This is a genomic window from Kibdelosporangium banguiense, assembly GCF_017876405.1.
Classification (GTDB): domain Bacteria; phylum Actinomycetota; class Actinomycetes; order Mycobacteriales; family Pseudonocardiaceae; genus Kibdelosporangium; species Kibdelosporangium banguiense.
In genome coordinates, this window is sequence record NZ_JAGINW010000001.1 from 12198347 (window position 1) to 12217722 (window position 19376).

General features: G+C 66.4%; 17 protein-coding genes. 8 read left to right on the forward strand and 9 right to left on the reverse strand.

The window, feature by feature from the left end; translation table 11 throughout:
* Positions 1 to 30: 30 nt before the first annotated feature.
* Positions 31 to 1422, reverse strand: coding sequence for a carbon-nitrogen hydrolase family protein (locus tag JOF56_RS54550; RefSeq protein WP_209647356.1), 1392 nt, complete (start codon positions 1420 to 1422; stop codon positions 31 to 33).
* Between the two features lie 37 nt (positions 1423 to 1459).
* Between JOF56_RS54550 and JOF56_RS54555 the strand changes: the two genes are divergently transcribed.
* Complete coding sequence (locus JOF56_RS54555; RefSeq protein WP_209647358.1) at positions 1460 to 2062, forward strand: Fic family protein; 603 nt, start codon at positions 1460 to 1462, stop codon at positions 2060 to 2062.
* A gap of 235 nt (positions 2063 to 2297) precedes the next feature.
* Here the strand turns inward: JOF56_RS54555 and JOF56_RS54560 are convergent, their stop codons facing one another.
* Positions 2298 to 3332 carry a PucR family transcriptional regulator gene (locus JOF56_RS54560; protein WP_209647360.1) on the reverse strand — a complete coding sequence of 345 codons (1035 nt, stop codon included), beginning with the start codon at positions 3330 to 3332 and terminating at the stop codon, positions 2298 to 2300.
* Between the two features lie 94 nt (positions 3333 to 3426).
* Here JOF56_RS54560 and JOF56_RS54565 point away from each other — a divergent pair, with 94 nt between their 5' ends.
* From JOF56_RS54565 to JOF56_RS54575, 3 genes are read left to right on the forward strand one after another with little or no spacing between them, the layout of a single operon-like run.
* A complete protein-coding gene (locus JOF56_RS54565) occupies positions 3427 to 4323 on the forward strand; it encodes an alpha/beta hydrolase (RefSeq protein WP_209647361.1) in 897 nt (298 codons plus the stop codon).
* 5 nt (positions 4324 to 4328) lie between these two features.
* Entirely contained in the window at positions 4329 to 6062 is a 1734-nt protein-coding gene (locus JOF56_RS54570; RefSeq protein WP_209647363.1) for an ABC transporter ATP-binding protein, read from the forward strand.
* A complete protein-coding gene (locus JOF56_RS54575; RefSeq protein WP_209647365.1) occupies positions 6059 to 7795 on the forward strand; it encodes an ABC transporter ATP-binding protein in 1737 nt (578 codons plus the stop codon). The genes JOF56_RS54570 and JOF56_RS54575 overlap by 4 nt, the downstream gene beginning before the upstream one ends.
* Here JOF56_RS54575 and JOF56_RS54580 read toward each other — a convergent pair.
* The gene (locus tag JOF56_RS54580; protein ID WP_209649053.1) at positions 7755 to 9569 is read right to left on the reverse strand and encodes an ArnT family glycosyltransferase; all 1815 of its coding nucleotides are present in this window, start codon (positions 9567 to 9569) and stop codon (positions 7755 to 7757) included. The two genes, JOF56_RS54575 and JOF56_RS54580, sit on opposite strands and share 41 nt — an antisense overlap.
* Positions 9570 to 9587: 18 nt before the next feature.
* Positions 9588 to 10781 carry a bifunctional glycosyltransferase family 2/GtrA family protein gene (locus JOF56_RS54585; RefSeq protein ID WP_209649054.1) on the reverse strand — a complete coding sequence of 398 codons (1194 nt, stop codon included), beginning with the start codon at positions 10779 to 10781 and terminating at the stop codon, positions 9588 to 9590.
* A gap of 153 nt (positions 10782 to 10934) precedes the next feature.
* Between JOF56_RS54585 and JOF56_RS54590 the strand changes: the two genes are divergently transcribed.
* Entirely contained in the window at positions 10935 to 11531 is a 597-nt protein-coding gene (locus tag JOF56_RS54590) for a hypothetical protein (protein ID WP_209647366.1), read from the forward strand.
* A gap of 96 nt (positions 11532 to 11627) precedes the next feature.
* A complete protein-coding gene (locus JOF56_RS54595) occupies positions 11628 to 12296 on the forward strand; it encodes an HAD family hydrolase (RefSeq protein ID WP_209647368.1) in 669 nt (222 codons plus the stop codon).
* On the opposite strand, the gene JOF56_RS54600 is transcribed toward JOF56_RS54595, so the two are convergent.
* On the reverse strand, positions 12286 to 13302 hold the full coding sequence (locus tag JOF56_RS54600) for an alpha/beta hydrolase (protein WP_209647370.1): 1017 nt from the start codon (positions 13300 to 13302) through the stop codon (positions 12286 to 12288). The two genes, JOF56_RS54595 and JOF56_RS54600, sit on opposite strands and share 11 nt — an antisense overlap.
* Positions 13303 to 13332: 30 nt before the next feature.
* Positions 13333 to 14667, reverse strand: coding sequence for a cytochrome P450 (locus JOF56_RS54605; RefSeq protein ID WP_307855708.1), 1335 nt, complete (start codon positions 14665 to 14667; stop codon positions 13333 to 13335).
* Positions 14668 to 14815: 148 nt separating this feature from the next.
* Here JOF56_RS54605 and JOF56_RS54610 point away from each other — a divergent pair, with 148 nt between their 5' ends.
* Both JOF56_RS54610 and JOF56_RS54615 read left to right on the forward strand, forming a co-directional pair.
* Entirely contained in the window at positions 14816 to 15643 is an 828-nt protein-coding gene (locus tag JOF56_RS54610; RefSeq protein ID WP_209647372.1) for an SAM-dependent methyltransferase, read from the forward strand.
* Positions 15644 to 15754: 111 nt separating this feature from the next.
* On the forward strand, positions 15755 to 17191 hold the full coding sequence (locus tag JOF56_RS54615) for an MFS transporter (protein ID WP_307855709.1): 1437 nt from the start codon (positions 15755 to 15757) through the stop codon (positions 17189 to 17191).
* Positions 17192 to 17198: 7 nt separating this feature from the next.
* Here the strand turns inward: JOF56_RS54615 and JOF56_RS54620 are convergent, their stop codons facing one another.
* From JOF56_RS54620 to JOF56_RS54630, 3 genes are read right to left on the reverse strand one after another with little or no spacing between them, the layout of a single operon-like run.
* The gene (locus JOF56_RS54620; protein ID WP_209647374.1) at positions 17199 to 17702 is read right to left on the reverse strand and encodes an SRPBCC family protein; all 504 of its coding nucleotides are present in this window, start codon (positions 17700 to 17702) and stop codon (positions 17199 to 17201) included.
* Positions 17703 to 17717: 15 nt separating this feature from the next.
* Positions 17718 to 18218 (reverse strand): winged helix-turn-helix transcriptional regulator, encoded by a 501-nt coding sequence (locus tag JOF56_RS54625; RefSeq protein ID WP_209647376.1) that lies wholly within the window; start codon positions 18216 to 18218, stop codon positions 17718 to 17720.
* A 40-nt stretch (positions 18219 to 18258) separates the two neighbouring features.
* The gene (locus tag JOF56_RS54630; RefSeq protein WP_209647378.1) at positions 18259 to 19302 is read right to left on the reverse strand and encodes an LLM class flavin-dependent oxidoreductase; all 1044 of its coding nucleotides are present in this window, start codon (positions 19300 to 19302) and stop codon (positions 18259 to 18261) included.
* Positions 19303 to 19376: the final 74 nt, after the last annotated feature.

Sequence of the window (19376 nt, forward strand, 5' to 3'; positions counted from 1 at the left end):
GCGAGGCCGGTCCCGTTCGGGGACCGGCCCTCACCATGCTGCCGTGCGCGGCTTCAGGGCGTCCTCTCTGGCCTGCATCGTCCTGCCGTTCGGGTTGTCGTGGTGCCGCACCAGATCGCCGGTCGTCAGGTACTGCTCTGGGACGCCAGGCGGCCCGGACACCGTCAGCAGGGTCGGTACCGGCTTCTCGGCGTAGAAACGCTCGACAGCCAGGCTGTTGCTGACCGCGACCTTGACTCCGGCACTGACCGCGAGCATCTCGCTGGCCTTGGCCTGCCAGCCGCCCGTCCACATGGCTGCCGCCAGAACCGGCACGAGAAGGTGGGTGACCCCGGCCGTCACGACGTACTGCTGTCTTTCGAACCGGTTGAAGTCCTCACAGATCTGGATCCCGAAACGACCGTAACGGGATTCGAGGAGATTCAGCTGGCGGCTGTGCGAGATGTACTCGTCCCGTTTGACCTCCCCGAGGTCGACTTTGTACTCCCGCTGCTTGTCGGTGGTGAAGGTGAAGCCGGAATGCTTGTCCTGCGTCGTGAGCAGCCGGGCACGTCCTGAGCGGTGCAGCAGAACCGCCCGGTTCGGCGGACGGCCTGTGCGCGGGTGCGGCACGACGTTCCACACCGGACCGGTCCCCAGCATCAGCCACGTCAGCAGGCCACCGTCCGGTCTTGGCGTGGACTCGAGCAGCTCACACCACTTGTCGAACAACGTGTCGTCCACGCTGGCCTCAGGAAGGATCGCGAGCACCGCGCCACTCTCGTCAAGTGATTCCAGGGCCGTGCGCAAATGCGGCAGAAGACGTTCGCTTGCAGGTGCCACGTTGTAGAAAGCCGCACTCACATCGGGGACGGTCCATTCGACGTCCTCGGGTTCGGCGAGAAATGGCAGCTGCGCGAGGACAAGCGGCGGCGGTGATTCCAGCTCCTCACCTTCCACAACCGACTCGACGTCGGGCAGGTCATAGGCTTCGGGAACGAATTGCACATGCAGATCCGCGCTGAGATACGCCGGGACACGAACCAGATTGAGAAATCCGTCGATCTCTTCGGGGTCCTCATTGGGCCGCAGCCATGTGGTCCGCTTGAACAACAGAGCTCCGCTGGTGTCAGCATTCAGCCGGCCGGTCATCGTCAGCCTGACCCGCAACTCGTCCAGGGCGTTGAAAGCCAGGCTGTCGGTCTGTTTGCTGGCGTGCAGCAATGCCAGATCAAGGCCCAGCAGCACACCGAACAACGACCGATCTCGGACAGGCGGATCAGCCATCCATCGGTCCGGCAGCGCGCCGGTCTTTTCGACATCGAGCCGGACATGATCCGCGATTTCCCTGACCTGCGGTGTGTCGAACCAATCACTCAAGGTCGCGGCGTCGACAGTGCGGAGCTCGTCATAAAGCTTGACATACGCGTCAGCCGGATCCATGCTTAACACTTCCTTGACGATCGGCGGTGGTTCCGAGATGGCCTCCACTACAGGTACGTCTCCGACGGACATAGACGCTGCTTCCCCGGCTGCCGGGCTCGAACGCGGGCTCAGGGTCTGGGCCGACCGCCTCAGAGAGGAGACCGGGGACGGGAAAGTCCTCGGTGAGCAGGCCATGGTCGACCGGTGGACCGCCGCGGTGAGTCGCTGGTTGATGGATGCCGCCCTGCTGTCGGACGCCGCCAACCTGCATGCCGCGCTGGAGATTCTGCGCGAGGCGGTCATGCGCCTGCAGCCGTCCGGGCCGACCGCGCGGCTGGAGACCGCTGTCGTCACGCTCGCGGAAGTCGCTCGTGCCGGTCTGGACCGGGCCAGGCAGAACCACATCGCCGATACGCTCGACCCGGGTTCGTGGGCCGCGCGGATGCTGATCCTCGTCTGTGAACAGCCACATATCACCAGTACGGACATCGTCAACAGGCTGGGAATTCACGAGGCGCAGGTCAGCCGGAGCGGAAAAGCGCTTGTCGAACGCGGTCTGCTCGTTAAAAACCGGCATGGCCGAGCGAAAGGCTGGCACGTGACGCCGCGCGGCGCGGTAACCGCACAACGGCTGTCCACCCGCAGCGCGACCCGATAACCTGCCGCTCGCTCTGATCAACGATCGAGCGACAACTCCACTGGCGCGTTTTCCGCGAATGAGCATGAACCTCCTTATGACGCCACGTCACCACTAATCGCCGACGTCCGCTGTCCGGTTACATTGGGCAACCCGATCGGCCTAATGATCGAGGAGCGAACACGGGCGGATTGCCGACAAGCAATTCTCTGTACCCGCGAGTTTACTGAAATCTGGTGACCTGCCAACAAAGGCGTCAGTCGTTGAGCAGTTGCCATGTGGTAAGGGCGAGCCTGGCTCGGGTCAGGCCGGTGGGCTCGGTCAGGTCGATGCCCAATGTCCTGCCGATCAGATCGAGGCGTCGGGCGACGCTGCTGTGGTGCAGGTGCAGCAGGTCCGCGGCCCGGCGCAGCGAACCGGTGGCGCAGTAGGTGTCCAGGGTCTCCAGGTCTTCCGGATTGCCTGCCATGTGGGCGATCGCGGCCACGTCGGCGTTTTCCCGCGCGAGGCCCGGAGGTACCTGGGCCAGCAGCGTCAAGGCCCCCAGGTCGCAGTAGTGCACGACAGGCTGGCGTGGAGTGGTGAAACGCAAGGCGGTGCGCGCCTCCAGCCAGGACTGGCCAGGGCTTTGCGCGGCACCGATCCCCGCACGCACGCCTTCCGGGAACCGACTTGGATCCATCGTGGTGGCCAGGATGACGCCTATGCCGGCGACCGGCGCGGCCTTTACCGGGCGGGCAGGGCAAATGAGGCCGCCGATCTGATCGAGCGGAAGCCGCGACCGCACGGCGACAACGCGAATCGGCAGATCGGCGGCGAAACCCAGCAGCCGTAGCGCCCTGGCTCGGCCTGCTTCGTCGCTGTCGGAACTGATCACGAGTTCGACCAAAGCCGGGTCGGCCATGGTGGTGCGGGCGGGGCCGTACCGCTCGACTACCGAGGCGGCGGCGATGGAGAGCCGGTCCAGGAGCACCTCGTCGAGCGCGCCGGGCGCGTCCGGGCGTTCCAGCCATACCGAGCCGATCTCCTCGTCGTCGAGTGTGATCGGCGTCGTGGTGGACGCGGGCAGGCCCGCTCCGGAGACCTGTTTGCCGTCCGGCGAGAAGCGGATCACCTGCCCCGTGCCGTGCAGCCGAAGGCCGGCCACGCACTCGGCCAGGCCCGCCGAAGACCGGGCGAGCGCCGGGAGATCCACCCGCCTGCGCATCAGCGTGTCGTAGAACATCACGACCCGCAGCGCACCCCCGGCCTCCGGATCCAGGTGCGACAGCCGTGCGATCAGGACCTCCATGACACGAGGGTAGCGACGATCGGCGCGTGATCGGGGCCCAGTGGCCGACAGATGGCGGGCGATCTTCGCGGGTCCGGCCGGGAGGATCGACGACATGGATCCCGAGCTGGAAGCATTCATCCCGTTTTTCCCCAAGGCCGATCTGTCCGACCCGGCCGCCGCGCGTGAGGGCCTGGCAAAGCTGGCCGCCGCCGTGCCGACGCCGGACACGACGAACATGCAGATCGACGACCGCATGGTGCCCGCCGACCCGGACGTGCCGGTGCGGATCTATCGCCCGCACGAGGCGCAGGGCGCTGTCATCTGGTTGCACGGCGGCGGATTTGTCATGGGCACCGTGGACACCGAACACCCATGGGCCGCCCGGATCGCCGAGAACTCCGGCGCGGTGGTGATCTCCGTGGGGTACCGCCTGGCCCCCGAAAATCGGTTCCCAGCCGCACTGGACGACGCCTACGCCGTACTCCTCTGGGCGGCCGGGCACGCGGCTGAGCTGGGCATCGATCCGGAGCGGATCGCGGTCGGAGGGCACAGTGCCGGCGGCGGGCTCGCGGCCGCGGTGGCGTTGCGGGCACGCGACGAGCAGGGGCCTCCGATCCGTTTTCAGCTGCTCAACCAGCCCGGACTGGACGACAGGCAGGAGACATGGTCGGCACGGCACTTCACCGACACACCCTGGATGAACCGCGACAAAGTCACTGCGGCGTGGAGGCACTACCTCGGCTCCGCGACCGCCACGTCTTACGCAGCCCCAGCGCGGTCCGTCGATTTGTCCGGCCTGCCACCTGCCTACATCGCCACCGCGGAGTTCTGCCCGAACCGAGACGAAGACATCACCTATGCGCTGCGGCTGATGCAGGCAGGCGTCTCGGTCGAACTACACCAGTGGGCGGGCACGTTCCACGGGTCGCAGGCGCTCCTGTCGGCTGACGTGTCACAACGGCAGAACGCCGAGCTTGGCGCTGTCCTGCGCCGTGCCCTGGCTGGGTGAGATCAATGACCGCGGCAGGGTTACTGCGTCCCTATCTCGGGAGTTTCGCCACCGTTGTGATCCTGCAGGTCATCGGTGCTGTCTCGGGGTTGGCACCGCTGCTTGCAGTCGTCGAGCTGGGCCGCACTCTGCTGTCGCCCAGCCCGATCGATCACAGTCATGTCTGGCTTGTCGTGCTCGCGGGTGCGGTGGGCTTGTTCGTCCGCGTGCTGTTCACGGCCGCGTCGTCGGGCATCGGGCACATGCTCGACGACCAGGTGCAGCTGTCGTTCCGCCGTCGGCTGGCCGCGCAACTGGGGCGCGTACCGATCGGCTGGTTCTCCCGGCGCCGGACTGGTGAGCTGGCGAAAGTCGTGGGCGACGACGTAAGTGCCGTGCATCCGTTCATCGCCCACGCCCCAAGCGAGCTCGTTGCCGCGTTCGTGGTGCCGTTGGTGTCGCTGATCTACTTGTTCACGGTCGACTGGCGGCTCACGCTGATCACGTTGCTCCCAGTGGTGCTGGCGATAGCGCTGGTCCCGCTGATGATGACCCCGGTCCGGCTGAAGGAACAGGAGGAGTTCGACGCGGGCATGGCCCGGATCTCGAACTCCGTCGTCGAGTTCGTCCAAGGCATCGCGGTGGTCAAGGCGTTCGGCGGTGGCGAGCGCGCCCACGGCAGGTTCCGTGCGGCCGCGGACGATTTCGTCCGCACCTTTCTCCGTTGGGTGCGCGGGATCTCCGGAGTCGCCGCAGGGATGCAACTGGCGTTGTCGCCGCCGTTCGTGCTGCTGGTCGTGCTGATCGGTGGTACGGCTCTGATCTCGAGCGGTGGCATGATCCCTGCGGACCTGTTGCCCTTCCTCTTGCTGGGACTGGGATTGACCGCTCCGGTGGCGGCCCTCGGCCACGGGTTCGACGATATGCAGGCGGCCCGGCGCGCGGTCGGCCGGATCCGGGATGTGCTTGCGGTGCAATCGCTTCCGGAGCCAGCGCACCCGGTCGAAGCGCAGGGGTACCGGGTGGAACTGCGTGACGTGCGATTCGGTTACGAAGCCGGGCACGAGGTGCTGCGCGGGATCGACCTGGTACTTGAACCAGGGACCGTCACCGCGGTCGTCGGACCGTCGGGAAGCGGGAAATCCACACTGGTTCAGCTGTTGCCGCGGTTCTTCGACCCGGACCATGGTTCGGTCGTGCTCGGCGGCGTCGACCTGCGCGAGCTCGGCAGCCGGCAGCTCTACCGGATGGTTTCCTTTGTCTTCCAGGATGTTCGCCTGCTACGCGCGTCGGTCGCGGACAACATCGCGTTGGCCGTGCCACAGGCTGGCATCGAGGACGTGGTGCACGCCGCCCGGCTGGCGAACATCCACGACCGGATTCTTGAGCTGCCACGCGGATACGAAACGATCATCGGGGAAGACGTCAAGCTGTCGGGTGGCGAGGCCCAACGAATCTCGATCGCACGCGCACTGCTTGCCGACACGCCCGTGCTTGTGCTCGACGAGGCGACCGCTTTCGCCGACCCGCAGACCGAACAGGCCGTACGTCAAGCCCTGGCGACACTGTCAGTCGATCGGACGATCCTGGTGATCGCCCATCGCCTGGAGACGGTAGCCGACGCAGACACAGTCGTGATGCTGGAGGACGGTTCGATCGTCGAGCGCGGCAACCCCGCGCAGCTGTTGGCAGAGAAGGGAAAGTTCGCCGCGTTCTGGCAATCCCAGGTCGGCGCAACGCAAGGAGAGCAGCTCCGATGATTCGATTACTGCTACGCGTGCTGGGGCACGAGTACGCCAAACCGGTGCGGCGCACCGTGGCTTTGATGACAACAACCGCGGTGGCCGAGGGTTTGTCCTACGCACTGCTGGTTCCCGTGTTGCAGGAGCTGTTCGGGAGCCGGCCCGCGGATGCCGTGCCCTGGCTGATCGCCTTCGGGGCCGCGGTCGCGGTCTACGGGGTGCTGCGTTACGCCAGCGACCTGTCCGGGTTCCGCGCCGGGATCACGTTGCTGCGCGGCATGTACCACCGTCTTGGTGATCATCTGGCCCGATTGCCCATCGGCTGGTACAACGCGGGCCGCGTCGGGCAGGTGTCCGTCATGGCCAGCCGTGGCCTGCTACAGGCGATGAGCGTGATCGCGCACCTGCTGGCGCCGTTCATCACCGCCAGCATTACTCCCCTGACGATCGTCGCCGTCATGCTTGCCTTCAACTGGCAACTAGGGTTGGCCGCGTTGATCGCCGCGCCACTCGTGGCGGCGATCCAGGTCTGGACGGCACGTTCGATGGCCGCCGCCGACGCCGAACGTGCCGAACGCGACCACGAGGCCACCGGACGAGTAATCGAGTATCTCCAGGCCCAGCCCGTACTGCGGGCCGGGGGCCGGACTGCGGAACGCTTCCGCCTGCTGGACGACTCGTTGCAGGACGTCCAGCGCGCGTCCCGCCGCACAACGCTGTCGGCGCTGCCCGGCGTAATCGGCTTGGCCCTCACAGTGCAGGCGATGTTCACCATAGTCCTGGTCCTGGGAGCCTACCTCGCGCTGAACGGAAGCGTTGGCGCAGCAGAGCTTCTGACGATCCTGGTACTCGCCGCCCGTTGCACCGCTCCGCTGCTGTCACTGACGGACATCGTCGGCAAACTCCGCAGCGCACGTTCCGTGCTGACACGACTCGACACCGTGTTGTGCACAGAGCCGCTGCCGGAACCTCGCGAACCGATCCAGCCGAAACGCCATGACCTGGAATTCAAGTCCGTCACCTTCCAGCACGGCAACCGCACAGTGATGGACAGCGTGTCATTGTCCGTCCCAGAAGGACAGATGCTTGCCGTTGCCGGACCATCAGGTGCGGGCAAAAGCACACTGCTGCAGTTACTCGCACGGTTCTACGACGTGAACGCAGGCGCGGTGCGCATAGGTGGTGTAGACGTACGCGCGATCAGCACCGAGGTGTTGATGGCACAGATCGCCATCGTCTTCCAGGACGTCTACCTCTTCGACGGCACAATCGAGGAAAACGTCCGTCTCGGCCGTCCCGAGGCCTCCGAGGCCGAAGTACGGGCAGCAGCAACCGCAGCACGTCTGGACGAAGTGATCGAGCGCCTGCCCGGAGGATGGGCGGCTTCTGTCGGCGAGGGCGGCGCACTGCTCTCAGGCGGTGAGCGCCAACGTGTCTCGATCGCACGGGCACTGCTGAAGAACGCGCCCATCGTCCTACTCGACGAAGTGACCTCCGCCCTGGACCCAATCAACGAAACAGCTGTCCACGAAGGCATCGAGCGCCTGATGGCAGGCCGGACAGTGGTCATGGTGGCGCATCGGCTGCGGACCGTCGAACGCGCTGACCGCGTCGTCTTCCTGGACGGTAACGGCCGGATCGCAGCGGAAGGCCGCCACGACGAGTTGCTGCGTCGCAGCGGCCGTTACGCCGACTTCTGGGACGTTTCGTCTAGCTGGTCAGGTCATACACGGTCTGCCCGCCGATTGTAGTCGAGGTGAAGTTGTCCGCGACCCATGTGGCGATCTCGCTGTTGCCGCCGCCTGGACCGCCCCCACGCCCACCGGCGATGAAGTAGTGGATCTGTCCTTCCGCCACATACTGCTTGAATTCCTCCAAGGTGGGCGACGGATCGCTGCCGTTGAAGCCGCCGATTGCCATGACGGCCTTGCCGCTGGACAACTGCAGGCTCGCAGCACCCTGCGATCCGCTGCTCGCTGCGGCCCAGCGTTCGGTGGTCGCCTGCAATGCCTTTACCAGTGCGCTGTCGGTTGATTCGCTTCGGCCACCGCCGAAACCCATGCCGCCGCCGGAGACCGGGCCGGAGACCGGGATCGATCCGCCGTGGGCCAACGATGCCGTGGAGACCGCGTACGCCGCGGTGCCACCGAAACCGGCGAACAGGGTCAGCGTGAGCACCACGGCCGTGAACCTGTGGCCCCACATGATCACACCGGCGATCAGCAGGCCCGCGGCCAACAGGATCCAGCGCAATGCCGGCAGCCAGGATTCGGTCCGTGTCAACAGGATGAACGACCACATCGCCGTGGCGGCGACCATCCCGGCCAGTGCGAGCCGTGCGCCCCAATGCGCCCTGCCCCGCCACAGTTCACGCCCCGGGATCGCGATCAGCGCGGCGATGGCCGGAGCCAGTGCGACCGAGTAGTACGGGTGCACGGTGCCCTGCATGTAGCTGAACACCAGCCCTGTCACCAAAAGCCAGCCGCCCCACAGGACAAGCGAAGCCCTGGTCCGGTCGGTGCGCGGTGCCCGGCGTGTGAACCACAGACCTGCGACGAGCCCGATCAACGCGGCCGGGAGCAGCCAGGAGATCTCGGTGCCGAACGAAGCTCCGAACATCCGGCCGATGCCGGTCTCGCCACCGAAGGCCGTGTTGTTCCCGCCACCTCCACCACCGCCTGGGCCGCCGCCATTGCCCGCACCACCGAAGATGCGGCTCAACCCGTTGTAACCGAGGGCCAGATCCAGCACTGTGTTGTTCGTCGAGCCACCGATGTAGGGCCGTGACGACGCCGGCCACAGATCCGCGATCGCGATGTACCAACCCGCCGAAACGACTACCGCCAGTGCAGCGCCACCCAGGTGCAGCAGCCGACGGCCGAGCCCAGTCGGTGCGGCGAGCAGATACACGAGCCCGAACGCGGGCAGGACAAGGAAAGCCTGCATCATCTTGGTCAGGAAGCCGAATCCCACCGCACATCCGGCGAGCATCAGCCACATGGGACTGGCCTTCTCGGTCGCCCGGACCACGCAGTACGCCCCGGCGACTAGCAACAGCACCAGCAAAGCGTCCGGGTTGTTGAACCGGAACATCAAGGCGGCCACGGGAGTGAGCGCGAGTGCCGCGCCCGCGAGCAAGCCCGCGACCGGACCGGACCACCGCTTGACGGCTGCGTACAGCAATGCCACTGCCGCAACGCCTTCAAGCGCTTGCGGAGCAAGCATGCTCCAGCTGGAGAAGCCGAAGATCCGCCCGGACAGTCCCATGATCCACAGGGCGGCCGGCGGTTTGTCCACGGTGATGGCGTTCCCGGCGTCCAGCGAGCCGAAGAACAAGGCCTTCCAGCTTTGGGTTCCCGCCTGTACAGCGGCGGCGTAGAAGTCGTTGGCGTAGCCGGAACTGCCGAGATTCCACAGGTACAACAGGGCTGTGCCGGCGAGCAGAGCCCAGAACGACGGGCGAACCCAACGCTGGGTGGCCGCCGCGGTCCGGTGCCGTGGCACCGCCGGACGCGTGAGGGTCATGGCAGACATCGAGTTCTCCTAGGAACGAGTACGAGCCGGGTTGAAGACCCAGACCCGCAGAAGCAGGAACCGCAACAAGGTCGCGGCGAGATTGGCGGCGATCAGGACAGTCATCTCCAGCAGGTGATTGGGCGCGGGCACCAGCGCCAGCGCCCCGCTCGTGAGACCGAGCCCCAACGCGAAGACCATGAGACCTTCGAACTGGTGCCGGACAACACCGGATCCACGCACCCCGAACGTCATGCGGCGATTGGCTGCGGTGTTCCCGATCGCGGTCACCAGCAAGGCGACAAAGTTCGCGCCTTGCGCACCCAGTCCCCCACGCAGCAAGGAGAACAGCACAAGGTATGCGACCGTGCTGACAATTCCGATCGCACCGAAGCTGAGTAGCTGGCGCCCCAGTGAGTTCCGTGGCCGGTCACGCAGCTGTCCGATCGGGATCGTTCCCTTGCTGAATCCTTTGACCAAGCGGGCGATGCCGCGTAGGTCTGCCAGGGCAGTCGCCACGATGTCAACGCGGCTGTCCGGGTCGTCCACCCAGTCGACTGGCACCTCGTGAATCCGTGCGCCGGCTCGTTGCGCCAGCACCAGCAGTTCGGTGTCGAAGAACCAGCCGGTGTCGACCACGTGCGGCAGCAACTCGTGCGCGACGTCCGCCCGGATCGCCTTGAACCCGCACTGCGCGTCCGAGAAACGGACCGCCAGCGTGCCGCGCAGCAACATGTTGTAGCAGCGAGAGATGAATTCACGCTTCGCGCCACGTACAACCCGGGCGCTACGCGCCAGCCTGCTGCCGATGGCGACATCCGAATGCCCGGACATCAGCGGAGCGACAAGAGGCCACAGGGCCGCGAGGTCGGTCGACAGGTCGACATCCATGTACGCCAGCACTTGTGCGTCCGAGGCAAGCCACACCGTGTGCAGCGCCCGGCCACGGCCCTTCTGTTCCAACCGGACAGCCTGGACATCGGGCAACTCGGCGGCGAGCGCTTCGGCGATCCGCCACGTGCCGTCGGTGCTGGCGTTGTCGGCGATCGTGACTCGGAAGCTGTACGGAAACTGCCCGGTGAGGTGCGCGTACAACCGGCGGATGCACGGCTCCAGGTCGGCTTCCTCGTTGTGGACGGGGATGACGACGTCCAGAACCGGACCTGGGCCAGTGGTGCTCACCGGGGCGCGAGCGGGCGTGGGCAATGCCGAGATCGCTGTCATGCCACGGACGATCACCGACCTGGCTGGGTACTCGATGTGGCCATGCTGTGCGCCCGCTGTGGGCCTGATCCTCATAGCCCACGCCCAACGTGGACACAGCGCGGACACAGAAAACCTGCCGAATGTGGATCTCAACAACCCACAGGAGGAACCATGACGCAACCCCACCACGATCCTGCCGATCAGGAACTGACCTGGGGCGGACGACAACCCGAGCCCAAAAAGCGCTGGTCCGGCAAGAAAACCGCGGCCGCGGTCGCAATAGCCGTCGGCGTGGCCGCAGCAGGCGGAGTCGCGGTCTACGCAGCGACCGGCTCCGCAGGCGCAGCCACCTCCCAGCAAGCAATGGGCGGCGGCATGGGCGGCCCAGGCGGAGGAGGCATGCGCGGCGGAGGCATGATGGACGCCCTGCACGGAGAGTTCACAATCTCCGACGGAAACGGCGGCTACAAAACCGCGATCATGCAAACCGGCGAAGTGACGGCAGTCAGCGACACCTCCCTCACCGCGAAGAGCGCGGACGGCTACACCAAGGTCTACACAATCGACAAAGAAACCCTCTTCGGCAACGCCTCAGCCTCCGACATCCAAACCGGCGACACAGTAATGGTCGTCGCCACCCCCTCAGGCGACAACGCAACCGCCGACTCAGTAATGGAACGCGGGCAGGGCGGCACAGGCGGCCAGATGCAGGGCGGCGGCCCCGGCGGAGGCCAAGGCGGCGCCCGCTCCGAGCAGGGCGGCAACTAGCCTCCCAGAGGCATGAAGCGAGGTGTCCGTGATCGGGCCAACCCGATCACGGACACCCGCGCTGCACCTGTCTGCCCAACGGCCTACGGTGGGCTCATGGCGGAAGTTCGGTGGGTTACGTTCGACTGTTTCGGGACGCTGGTCGATTGGCGGCGTGGCATCTCGGGTGGACTGGAGTTGTTGTTTCCCGGGAGGGGGTGGGAGCTGCTGGAGATCTACATCCGGGTTGAGGCCGTGGTTCAGGCTGAGCAGCCTTCGATGCGGTACCGGGATGTGATGGCTGAGACTGTTCGGCGCGTTGCGGACGAGGCTGGGCTGGAGTTGGTGACGGACAACGCTTCTGTGCTGGGCGCGACCATTGCTTATTGGCCTGTGTTCGCGGATGTCGGGCCGGCGTTGGCCGGGTTGCGGGCGGCTGGGTGGCGGTTGGCGCTGCTGACCAACTGTGATCGGGACATCATCGGTGAGACTCAGCGGCGGCTCGGTGTCCACATTGATGCCGTGGTCACGTCTGAGCATGTCGGCTCGTACAAGCCGAGCCACAACCATTTCACGCAGTTCGCCGAGTCTTTCGGGGCCACCAGGGAGAACTGGGTTCACGCGGCACAGAGTTACTTCCATGACATCCAGCCGGCTCACTCGCTCGGTATCCCGAGTGTGTGGGTGAACCGGCTGGGGCAGGCGGATGATCCGTCGATCGCGCACGCGGTCGTGCCGGATCTCATCGATCTGGTGCGGACAGTCGAACGGGTCTCTACCGGATGACCGAGTCGGCCCAGTTCACCACCGCGGTGTGGTACGTCGGGGCGTCCGGGGCGAAGTTCAGCGAGTGCCCGTAGCTGGGCAGCACGAACGTCTGCAGGGCGGCCTCCGGTGAGTAGTACGGGGTTTCCGCGCGCAGCAAGGATTCCGCGGTACTGCAGTCGGGTGCGGTGAGGCCGCAGAACGCCGGGTCCTTGCCCATCACGAGCAGCACCGGGGCCTTGATCTTCCTGGAGTACGGCAGGATCGCGCCGAGCAGCACCGTGTCGACGACCTCGCCGGTCGCGAAGACGTCCTTGGTCTGCTCGTCGGTCTCGCCGACACCGGGGATCCGGATTCCCGGGCTGTGGAAGTCCGCGAACCGTGTTCCCGCAATGGTTGTCAGGTAGCCGATGTCGTAGCCCTTGGTGAGGAACTTCGGATCCAGGCTGGCCGGGATGAGCGATGCCAGGATCGGCACCGCGCCGAGTGCGTTGATGCCGTGGGTCAGGCCGGTGATCAGCACGGCGTCGACGTCCTGGTACGTACCGGCTTCGATGATCGCGATGGCCGACCCGACCGAGTGCCCACCGAGGATGATCTTGTCGAACTTCGGTGCGCCATCACCCGCACGCAGCGCCTGGATCACTTGGTGGACAACGCCTGCCTGGGTGAACGACGTCAACGCGAGGCTGGCGGGACGGCTGCTGCGGCCGGTGCCGAGCCGGTCGAGCGTGAGCGTGGCGTACCCGGCCTTGTTCATCGCCAGCCGGAACGAGCGGGTCTCCGGGGTGTACGGGAAGTCCCAGTAGGCGCTGTTGTAGGACGCCCCGGGAACCAGTACCTGCACTGCCTTCGCGTTCGCCGGACGGCAGAGCCTGCCGTAGATCTGCTCGGCCTGGCCGGCGAGTGTCACCGGCAGGGTGAGGTCCTGGCACGCCACCGCCGCCTGGGCCGGCGCGACCGGGAACCCGATCGCCGCCACGGCCAGCGCACTGGTCAGAGCAGCCAGAAAACGGCGTGATCGCACTGCGAATACCTCCACAAAGGACAAATAGGCTCAGCGGGCCACCGCGGTCATCGGCAACTGGCTCGGGTAGGCCGCACCGGTCACCTTGACGCGGACTTTCTTGTCTGGAACTGCAACCAGCCGCCAGCGCGAGCCGATGGCCGCCGCGGCGAGCGCGATCTCGGCGAGCGCGAAGTGGTTCCCGATGCATTTCCTGCCGCCGTCGCCGAACGGAACATAGGCTCCGGGCGGTGGCGACAGGTTGGCCGGGTCCCAGCGATCCGGGTCGAACCGGTCCGGATCAGGGAAATAACGGGGATCGTGGTGCAGGGCGTGCGGACTGATGGTGACCTCGGTCGACGGCGGGATCGTGACGTCACCGAGCCGCACATCGGTGTTCGTGCGCCGCATCAACAGCCAGATCGGATACCTGCGCAGTACTTCACGCGCGATCTGGTTGGTGTAGGTCAGTTTCGGAATGTCCTCATAGGTCACCGGGCGGCCGCCGAGCCCGTCGATCTCCTCGTGCCAGCGCTGTTCGATCAGCGGATGCCGGGCCAGTTCGTGGAACATCCAGGACAACGCCAGCGCAGTGGTCTCGATGCCGCCGGTCAGCAGCGTCACGACCTCGTCGTACACCTGCTGGTCGGTCATGGCCTCGCCGGTGTCGTCGTCGGTGGCCGCCAGCAACATCGACAGCACATCGCCCTGATCGGCCTGCTGCGCCCGGCCTTCGGCGATCACGTCCAGCACGATCCGCCGCAACCGGTCGATGGCCTGGTCGAACTCGCGGTTGGCCGGGATCGGCAGCCGCCCGACGAACCCTGGCGACAGGGCACGCACCATGCCCTGTTTGATCACGACCGGCATGGACCGCTGTGCTTCGGTGATCGCCGCACGACCGAGTCCGGTCGCGAACAGCGTCTGCCCCACGATCTTCACCGACAGTTCCTGCATCGCCTCGTCGAGCGCGACAACCTGGCCGGGCTGCCACGACTCGGCCACCGACCGCGCCACCCGCGTCATCACCTCGGCGTAACCGGCGATGCGCTTGACGTGGAACGCCGGTTGCACGAGCCTGCGCTGGCTGTCGTGGAACGGCCCGTTGGACATCGCGATCCCGTTGCCGAAGAACGGCCGGAACCGGTCGAACATGATGCCCTTGTCGAACTTGCACCCCTCGGTGACGAGAATCCGGTGTACCAGGTCCGGCCTGGTCACGACGTAGGTCGGCAGTGGACCGAGGTACACCTTCACCACGTCGCCCAGCCCGGCCAGCGACAACGTGAACCTGAAACGTTGCCACAGCAAGGAAGGCGTATGCCCGAGCAGGGGCCACCGGCCAGGTGCGACCGGCAGTGCGGTCGGCGCGCCGGTGGATTCCACGGGATATCCGCTCCTCGCGGTCGTATCGAGACGACCACCTACCGTAGAGGTCTGCGGCCAGATGGGCGAGTACCCGATCGGGTAATCACGTTGCCGCCCCTTTGCCGTTAGTCTGCACTGTTGCTTGGGATGCGGAGGTGGCAGGGACATGAGCGAGACACCGACCAAGGGATGGGTTCCCGACGAGGTGGACACGACCGTGCCGAGCATGGCGCGGGCGTACGACTTCCTGCTGGGCGGTGCGCACAACTTCGCTGTGGACCGGATGGTGGCCGACCAGGCGGAGAAACTGATGCCCGGCGCGGCGAAGATCGCGCGGCTCAACCGGGCCTTCCTCGGCCGTGCGGTGCGTTACCTGCTCAACGCCGGGGTGAAGCAGTTCCTGGACGTCGGTTCCGGCATCCCGACCGTCGGCAACGTGCACGAAGTGGCCCAGCAGATCAATCCTGAGGCCCGTGTGCTGTATGTGGACAAAGACCCGATCGCGGTGGCGCACAGTGAATTGATGTTGGGCGCCAACGACAAGGCAGAGATCCTGCGCGCCGACATGCGCGACCCGGACAGCATCATCGGCAGCTCGCAAGCCCGGCGGCTGCTGGACTTCGACGAGCCGATCGCCTTGCTGATGGTCATGATGGTGCACTGGGTGCCTGATGCCGACGACCCCTGGGCACTGATCGCGCAGTACCGCGATGCCCTTCCGGCCGGGAGCTATCTCGCCCTCTCGCACGTCACCGCCGACCAGCGGCAGGACCAGATCGCAGACGCCAAGGACATGATCCAGGAATCGCGCAGCGCCGACCAGCTGACTCCGCGCAGCCACGAACAGGTCGTCCGCCTGTTCAACGGGTTCGACCTGGTCGAGCCGGGCGTCGTCGGCTGTGGCCTCTGGCACCCGGGCGGGCCCGGTGACATCGCCGACAACCACGAGCTCAACGCACACGTATACGCCGGCGTCGGCAAGAAGCTGCCCTGAACGGTGTCCGGTAGTCGCCCTGCGACGGGCACTGCCTGTGTCCGGGACAACCGGTTGAGTCCGCCAATGGCCTAACGCGTTGCTCGCGATGGATGTGTAGCGTCGGCAACTGTGACGAGAAGCCCCGGCCGCGCCGACTCTCGTGGCGCCGTATCGGTACTGGCCTTCTCGGGGATTCTGGGCGCGTTGATGCAGACCATCGTCGTGCCGCTGGTGGCCGAGTTGCCACGGTTGCTGAACACCACGCCGGACAACGCGTCCTGGGTGATCACGGCGACGCTGCTGTCGGCGGCGGTCACGACGCCGATCAGCGGACGGCTGGGCGACATGTTCGGCAAACGCCGGATGCTCGTCGTCTGTGTGGTGTTGCTGATCATGGGGTCGGTGCTGTGCGCGCTGACGTCGTCGCTGGCGCTGGTGATCGCCGGGCGTGCGTTGCAGGGCACCGCGACCAGCGTGGTTCCGCTGGGGATCAGCATCCTGCGCGACGAGTTGCCACCTGAGCGGGTGGCCACCGCGATCTCGTTGATCAGCGCGACATTGGGCGTCGGCGGGTCGATCGGCCTGCCGGTGTCCGCGCTGGTCGGTCAGCATCTCGACTGGCACCTGTTGTTCTGGGGCACCGCCGGAGTCGGCGTCATCGCCCTTGTCCTGATCATCGTCGTGGTGCCGGAATCGCCCGTACGCACGCCTGGCCGGTTCGATTTCGTCGGCGCCATAGGGCTCGCCGCGGGGCTTATGTGCGTGCTGCTGGCGTTGACCAAAGGTGCGGCCTGGGGCTGGACGAGCACGCGCGTCATCACGCTGATGATCGCGGGCCTGGTGATCCTGGCGGCCTGGATGTGGTTCGAGACGCGGGTATCCCAGCCCATGGTCGACATCCGGATCTCCGCGTCCCGGCCGGTGCTGCTGACCAACCTGGCGTCGATCATGACCGGGTTCGCCATGTACGCCATCGCCCTGGTGCTCCCCCAGTTGCTGCAGGCGCCTGCCGAGACCGGCTACGGCCTCGGCCAGTCCATGGTCGTCGGCGGGCTGGTGCTGGCGCCGTCCGGGGTGGTGATGATGTTGCTGGCGCCGTTGGCCGCGCGGATCTCCAACCAGCACGGGCCACGGACCACGCTCATGGCCGGCCTGGTGATCATCGCGGTCGGTTACGTCGCCGGGATCTACATGATGTCGAGTGTGTGGCTGCTGGTCCTGGTCGCGTGCGTCAGCGGCGCCGGTGTCGGGCTGGCGTTCGCCGCGTTGCCGGCGTTGATCATGGGTGTCGTGCCGCCGACCGAGACCGGAGTGGCCAACGGCCTCAACGCGTTGATGAGGTCGGTCGGGACATCGCTGGCCAGCGCCGCTATGGCGCTGATCCTCACCAACCTCACCATGCCGATCGGACCTCGCGCCGTGCCCACCGCCACTGCCTTCCAGCTGACTTTCGTCGCCGGTGCCGTGGCCGCCGTCATCGCGCTCGTCCTTGCCGCGTTCATTCCCTCGCGGGCCCGGCTGGCCGAGCACACACCGGCGCTGAACCTCAACGCCGGGCGAGTGTGAGAGCCTTCTAGGACTCGGCCAGCTTCTTGATGTGCGCCAGCGTGGTGGCCATGTTCTGTTCGAACTCCCGCATCCGCACGAACACGATCTTCTGTTCCTTCTCGGGCATCGCGTCGATCGCATAGGACAGACCGGAACGGCCTGGGCCCATCTGCATCCACTCCGAGAGCTGCGTGCCGCTGTCCTTGGGGCTCAGCCGGAACCGCCAGATCGCGCTGGGCCGGTCCAGGTCCGCCACGGCCCAGGCAAACGTTCGCCCGGGTTCGTACTCGATCACGTGCGAGGTGGTCGACCACTCACCGAACGACTCGTGCCTGCTGCGCCCGACGAACTTCCCGCCGACTGCCGGCCGGTCGCCGTCCACCCATTGCACGGCCTGCAACTCGTCGCTCATGTCCGGCATCAGGGAGACGTCCGACACGATCGCCCATACCCGTTCAGGCGTGGCGTTGACCCACGTCCGAACCTCGACGGTCGGCTTGTCGGCGTACCGCGCACCTGTCCACTCCATTGTCGACAGTCCTGTCTAGTCGAGTTGAAACCGTTGCCGGACTACGGGAAGCTGCTTGAGCTTCGCCGGGAAACCCGGCCCGATCCGCATGGTCGTGTCAGCCGACCGCAGCGGCTGGGCGCAGGACGAGCAGACCACTTCGGCGTGCGCGTCGTGGTCGCAGATGTCGTGGTGGAACGTGATCGGCGGGCCGTCGTCGCCCGCCAGCCACCGGTCACCCCAGCGCGACATCGCGGCCAGCACCGGGAAGAAGTCGCGGCCTTTCTCGGTGAGCACGTAGTCGTAGCGCGTGGGCTGTGTCTGGTAGGGCTGCTTCTCCAGCAGGCCCTCCTCGGCCAGCCTGGTCAGCCGGTCGGTCAGGGTGTTGCGGGCGATACCCAGCGACTGCTGGAACTCGTCGAACCGGCGGACACCGTAGAAGGCCTCGCGCAGCACCAGCGGCGTCCACCAGTCGCCCAACAGGTCCATCGTCCGTGCGATCGAGCACGGCCACCTCGCGAACGAAGTCCTTTTCATCCCAGCACCTCGCGATCAGTTCCCGCACCATGCCGGCCAGTCACGAGATCTCCCGGACGAGTTCGATCGCCCTGGCGAGTGTGGCCAGCCGGGTGTCCAGAGTTTCGCCTGCCGGGTACAGCCGCACAGTGTCCACACCGGAATCGCGCCACACTCGCAAGCGTTCGCGCACCATCGGTTCCGTGCCGATCAAAGTCGTGCCGAGCACCATGTCGTCAGTGACCAGCCCTGCCGCGCCGTCGCGATCGCCTGCCTGCCAGCGTTCCCGGACCTCAGCCGCGACATCGGCCCAGCCTTGCTGGCTGTAGGCCTGGTTGTAGAAGTTCGTCGATGCGCAACCCATGCCACCGAGGCTGAACGCGAGTTCCTTCTTGCGCGCGCCCACCATGGCACGCAAGGCTTCTTCGTCTTTCGCGAACGCCACTTCCGCGCCTTGGCAGACATCAAGGTCTTTGCGCGTACGCCCACCGCGCGCAAGGCCGTCGTCCAGATGCGCGAAGTACGCCTGCGCTGCGCCTTCGGGCACAAAGCTGGTGCCCAGCCAGCCGTTGGCGATCTCGCCGGTCAGCCGGAGCATCGCCGGCGAGAGCGTGGCGAGGTAGACCGGGATGTCGTGGTGCGGGCGGGCTGAGAGCCGCATCGGCTTGGAATCCCCGCCGGGCAAAGGGATCTGGAAGATCTCACCGGAGTACTCGATCTTGCCGCCGTCGAACACTCGGCGCACGATCTCGACCGTTTCGCGCATCCGGGTCAACGGCTTGGCGAACTCGACGCCGTGCAGGCCTTTGATCACCTGCGGGCCGGACGCGCCGAGGCCGAGCAGGAACCGGCCGTCGGACAGGTTCGACAACGTGATCGCGGTCTGCGCGATGGCCACCGGACTGCGGGTGCCGAGCTGGATGATCCCGGAGCCGAGCAGCATCCGCTCGGTCCGGGCCGCGTAGTAGCCCAGCGCGGATGGCGCGTCGGAGCCCCAGGCCTCGGCCACGAAGCACACGTCGAGCCCGAGCTTCTCCGCCTCGACGACGAAGTCGGCCTGCTCGCGCCAGCCGCCGGCCGCCTCCACGGTCGTCGCTGTCCGCATCACGCCTCCCAAAGCCGCGCTGACCTCAAGAGTTGCGTAGATAGACTCACTGTGTCAAGACCAGGCCGGACGTG

Excerpts from the sequence above, each read along its gene's own strand:
- JOF56_RS54550 (WP_209647356.1), bottom strand. The coding sequence starts at position 1,422 with ATGGATCCGGCTGACGCGTATGTCAAGCTTTATGACGAGCTCCGCACT.
- JOF56_RS54555 (WP_209647358.1), top strand. The coding sequence starts at position 1,460 with ATGGCCTCCACTACAGGTACGTCTCCGACGGACATAGACGCTGCTTCC.
- JOF56_RS54560 (WP_209647360.1), bottom strand. The coding sequence starts at position 3,332 with ATGGAGGTCCTGATCGCACGGCTGTCGCACCTGGATCCGGAGGCCGGG.
- JOF56_RS54565 (WP_209647361.1), top strand. The coding sequence starts at position 3,427 with ATGGATCCCGAGCTGGAAGCATTCATCCCGTTTTTCCCCAAGGCCGAT.
- JOF56_RS54570 (WP_209647363.1), top strand. The coding sequence starts at position 4,329 with ATGACCGCGGCAGGGTTACTGCGTCCCTATCTCGGGAGTTTCGCCACC.
- JOF56_RS54575 (WP_209647365.1), top strand. The coding sequence starts at position 6,059 with ATGATTCGATTACTGCTACGCGTGCTGGGGCACGAGTACGCCAAACCG.
- JOF56_RS54580 (WP_209649053.1), bottom strand. The coding sequence starts at position 9,569 with ATGACCCTCACGCGTCCGGCGGTGCCACGGCACCGGACCGCGGCGGCC.
- JOF56_RS54585 (WP_209649054.1), bottom strand. The coding sequence starts at position 10,781 with ATGACAGCGATCTCGGCATTGCCCACGCCCGCTCGCGCCCCGGTGAGC.
- JOF56_RS54590 (WP_209647366.1), top strand. The coding sequence starts at position 10,935 with ATGACGCAACCCCACCACGATCCTGCCGATCAGGAACTGACCTGGGGC.
- JOF56_RS54595 (WP_209647368.1), top strand. The coding sequence starts at position 11,628 with ATGGCGGAAGTTCGGTGGGTTACGTTCGACTGTTTCGGGACGCTGGTC.
- JOF56_RS54610 (WP_209647372.1), top strand. The coding sequence starts at position 14,816 with ATGAGCGAGACACCGACCAAGGGATGGGTTCCCGACGAGGTGGACACG.
- JOF56_RS54620 (WP_209647374.1), bottom strand. The coding sequence starts at position 17,702 with ATGGAGTGGACAGGTGCGCGGTACGCCGACAAGCCGACCGTCGAGGTT.
- JOF56_RS54625 (WP_209647376.1), bottom strand. The coding sequence starts at position 18,218 with ATGAAAAGGACTTCGTTCGCGAGGTGGCCGTGCTCGATCGCACGGACG.
- JOF56_RS54630 (WP_209647378.1), bottom strand. The coding sequence starts at position 19,302 with ATGCGGACAGCGACGACCGTGGAGGCGGCCGGCGGCTGGCGCGAGCAG.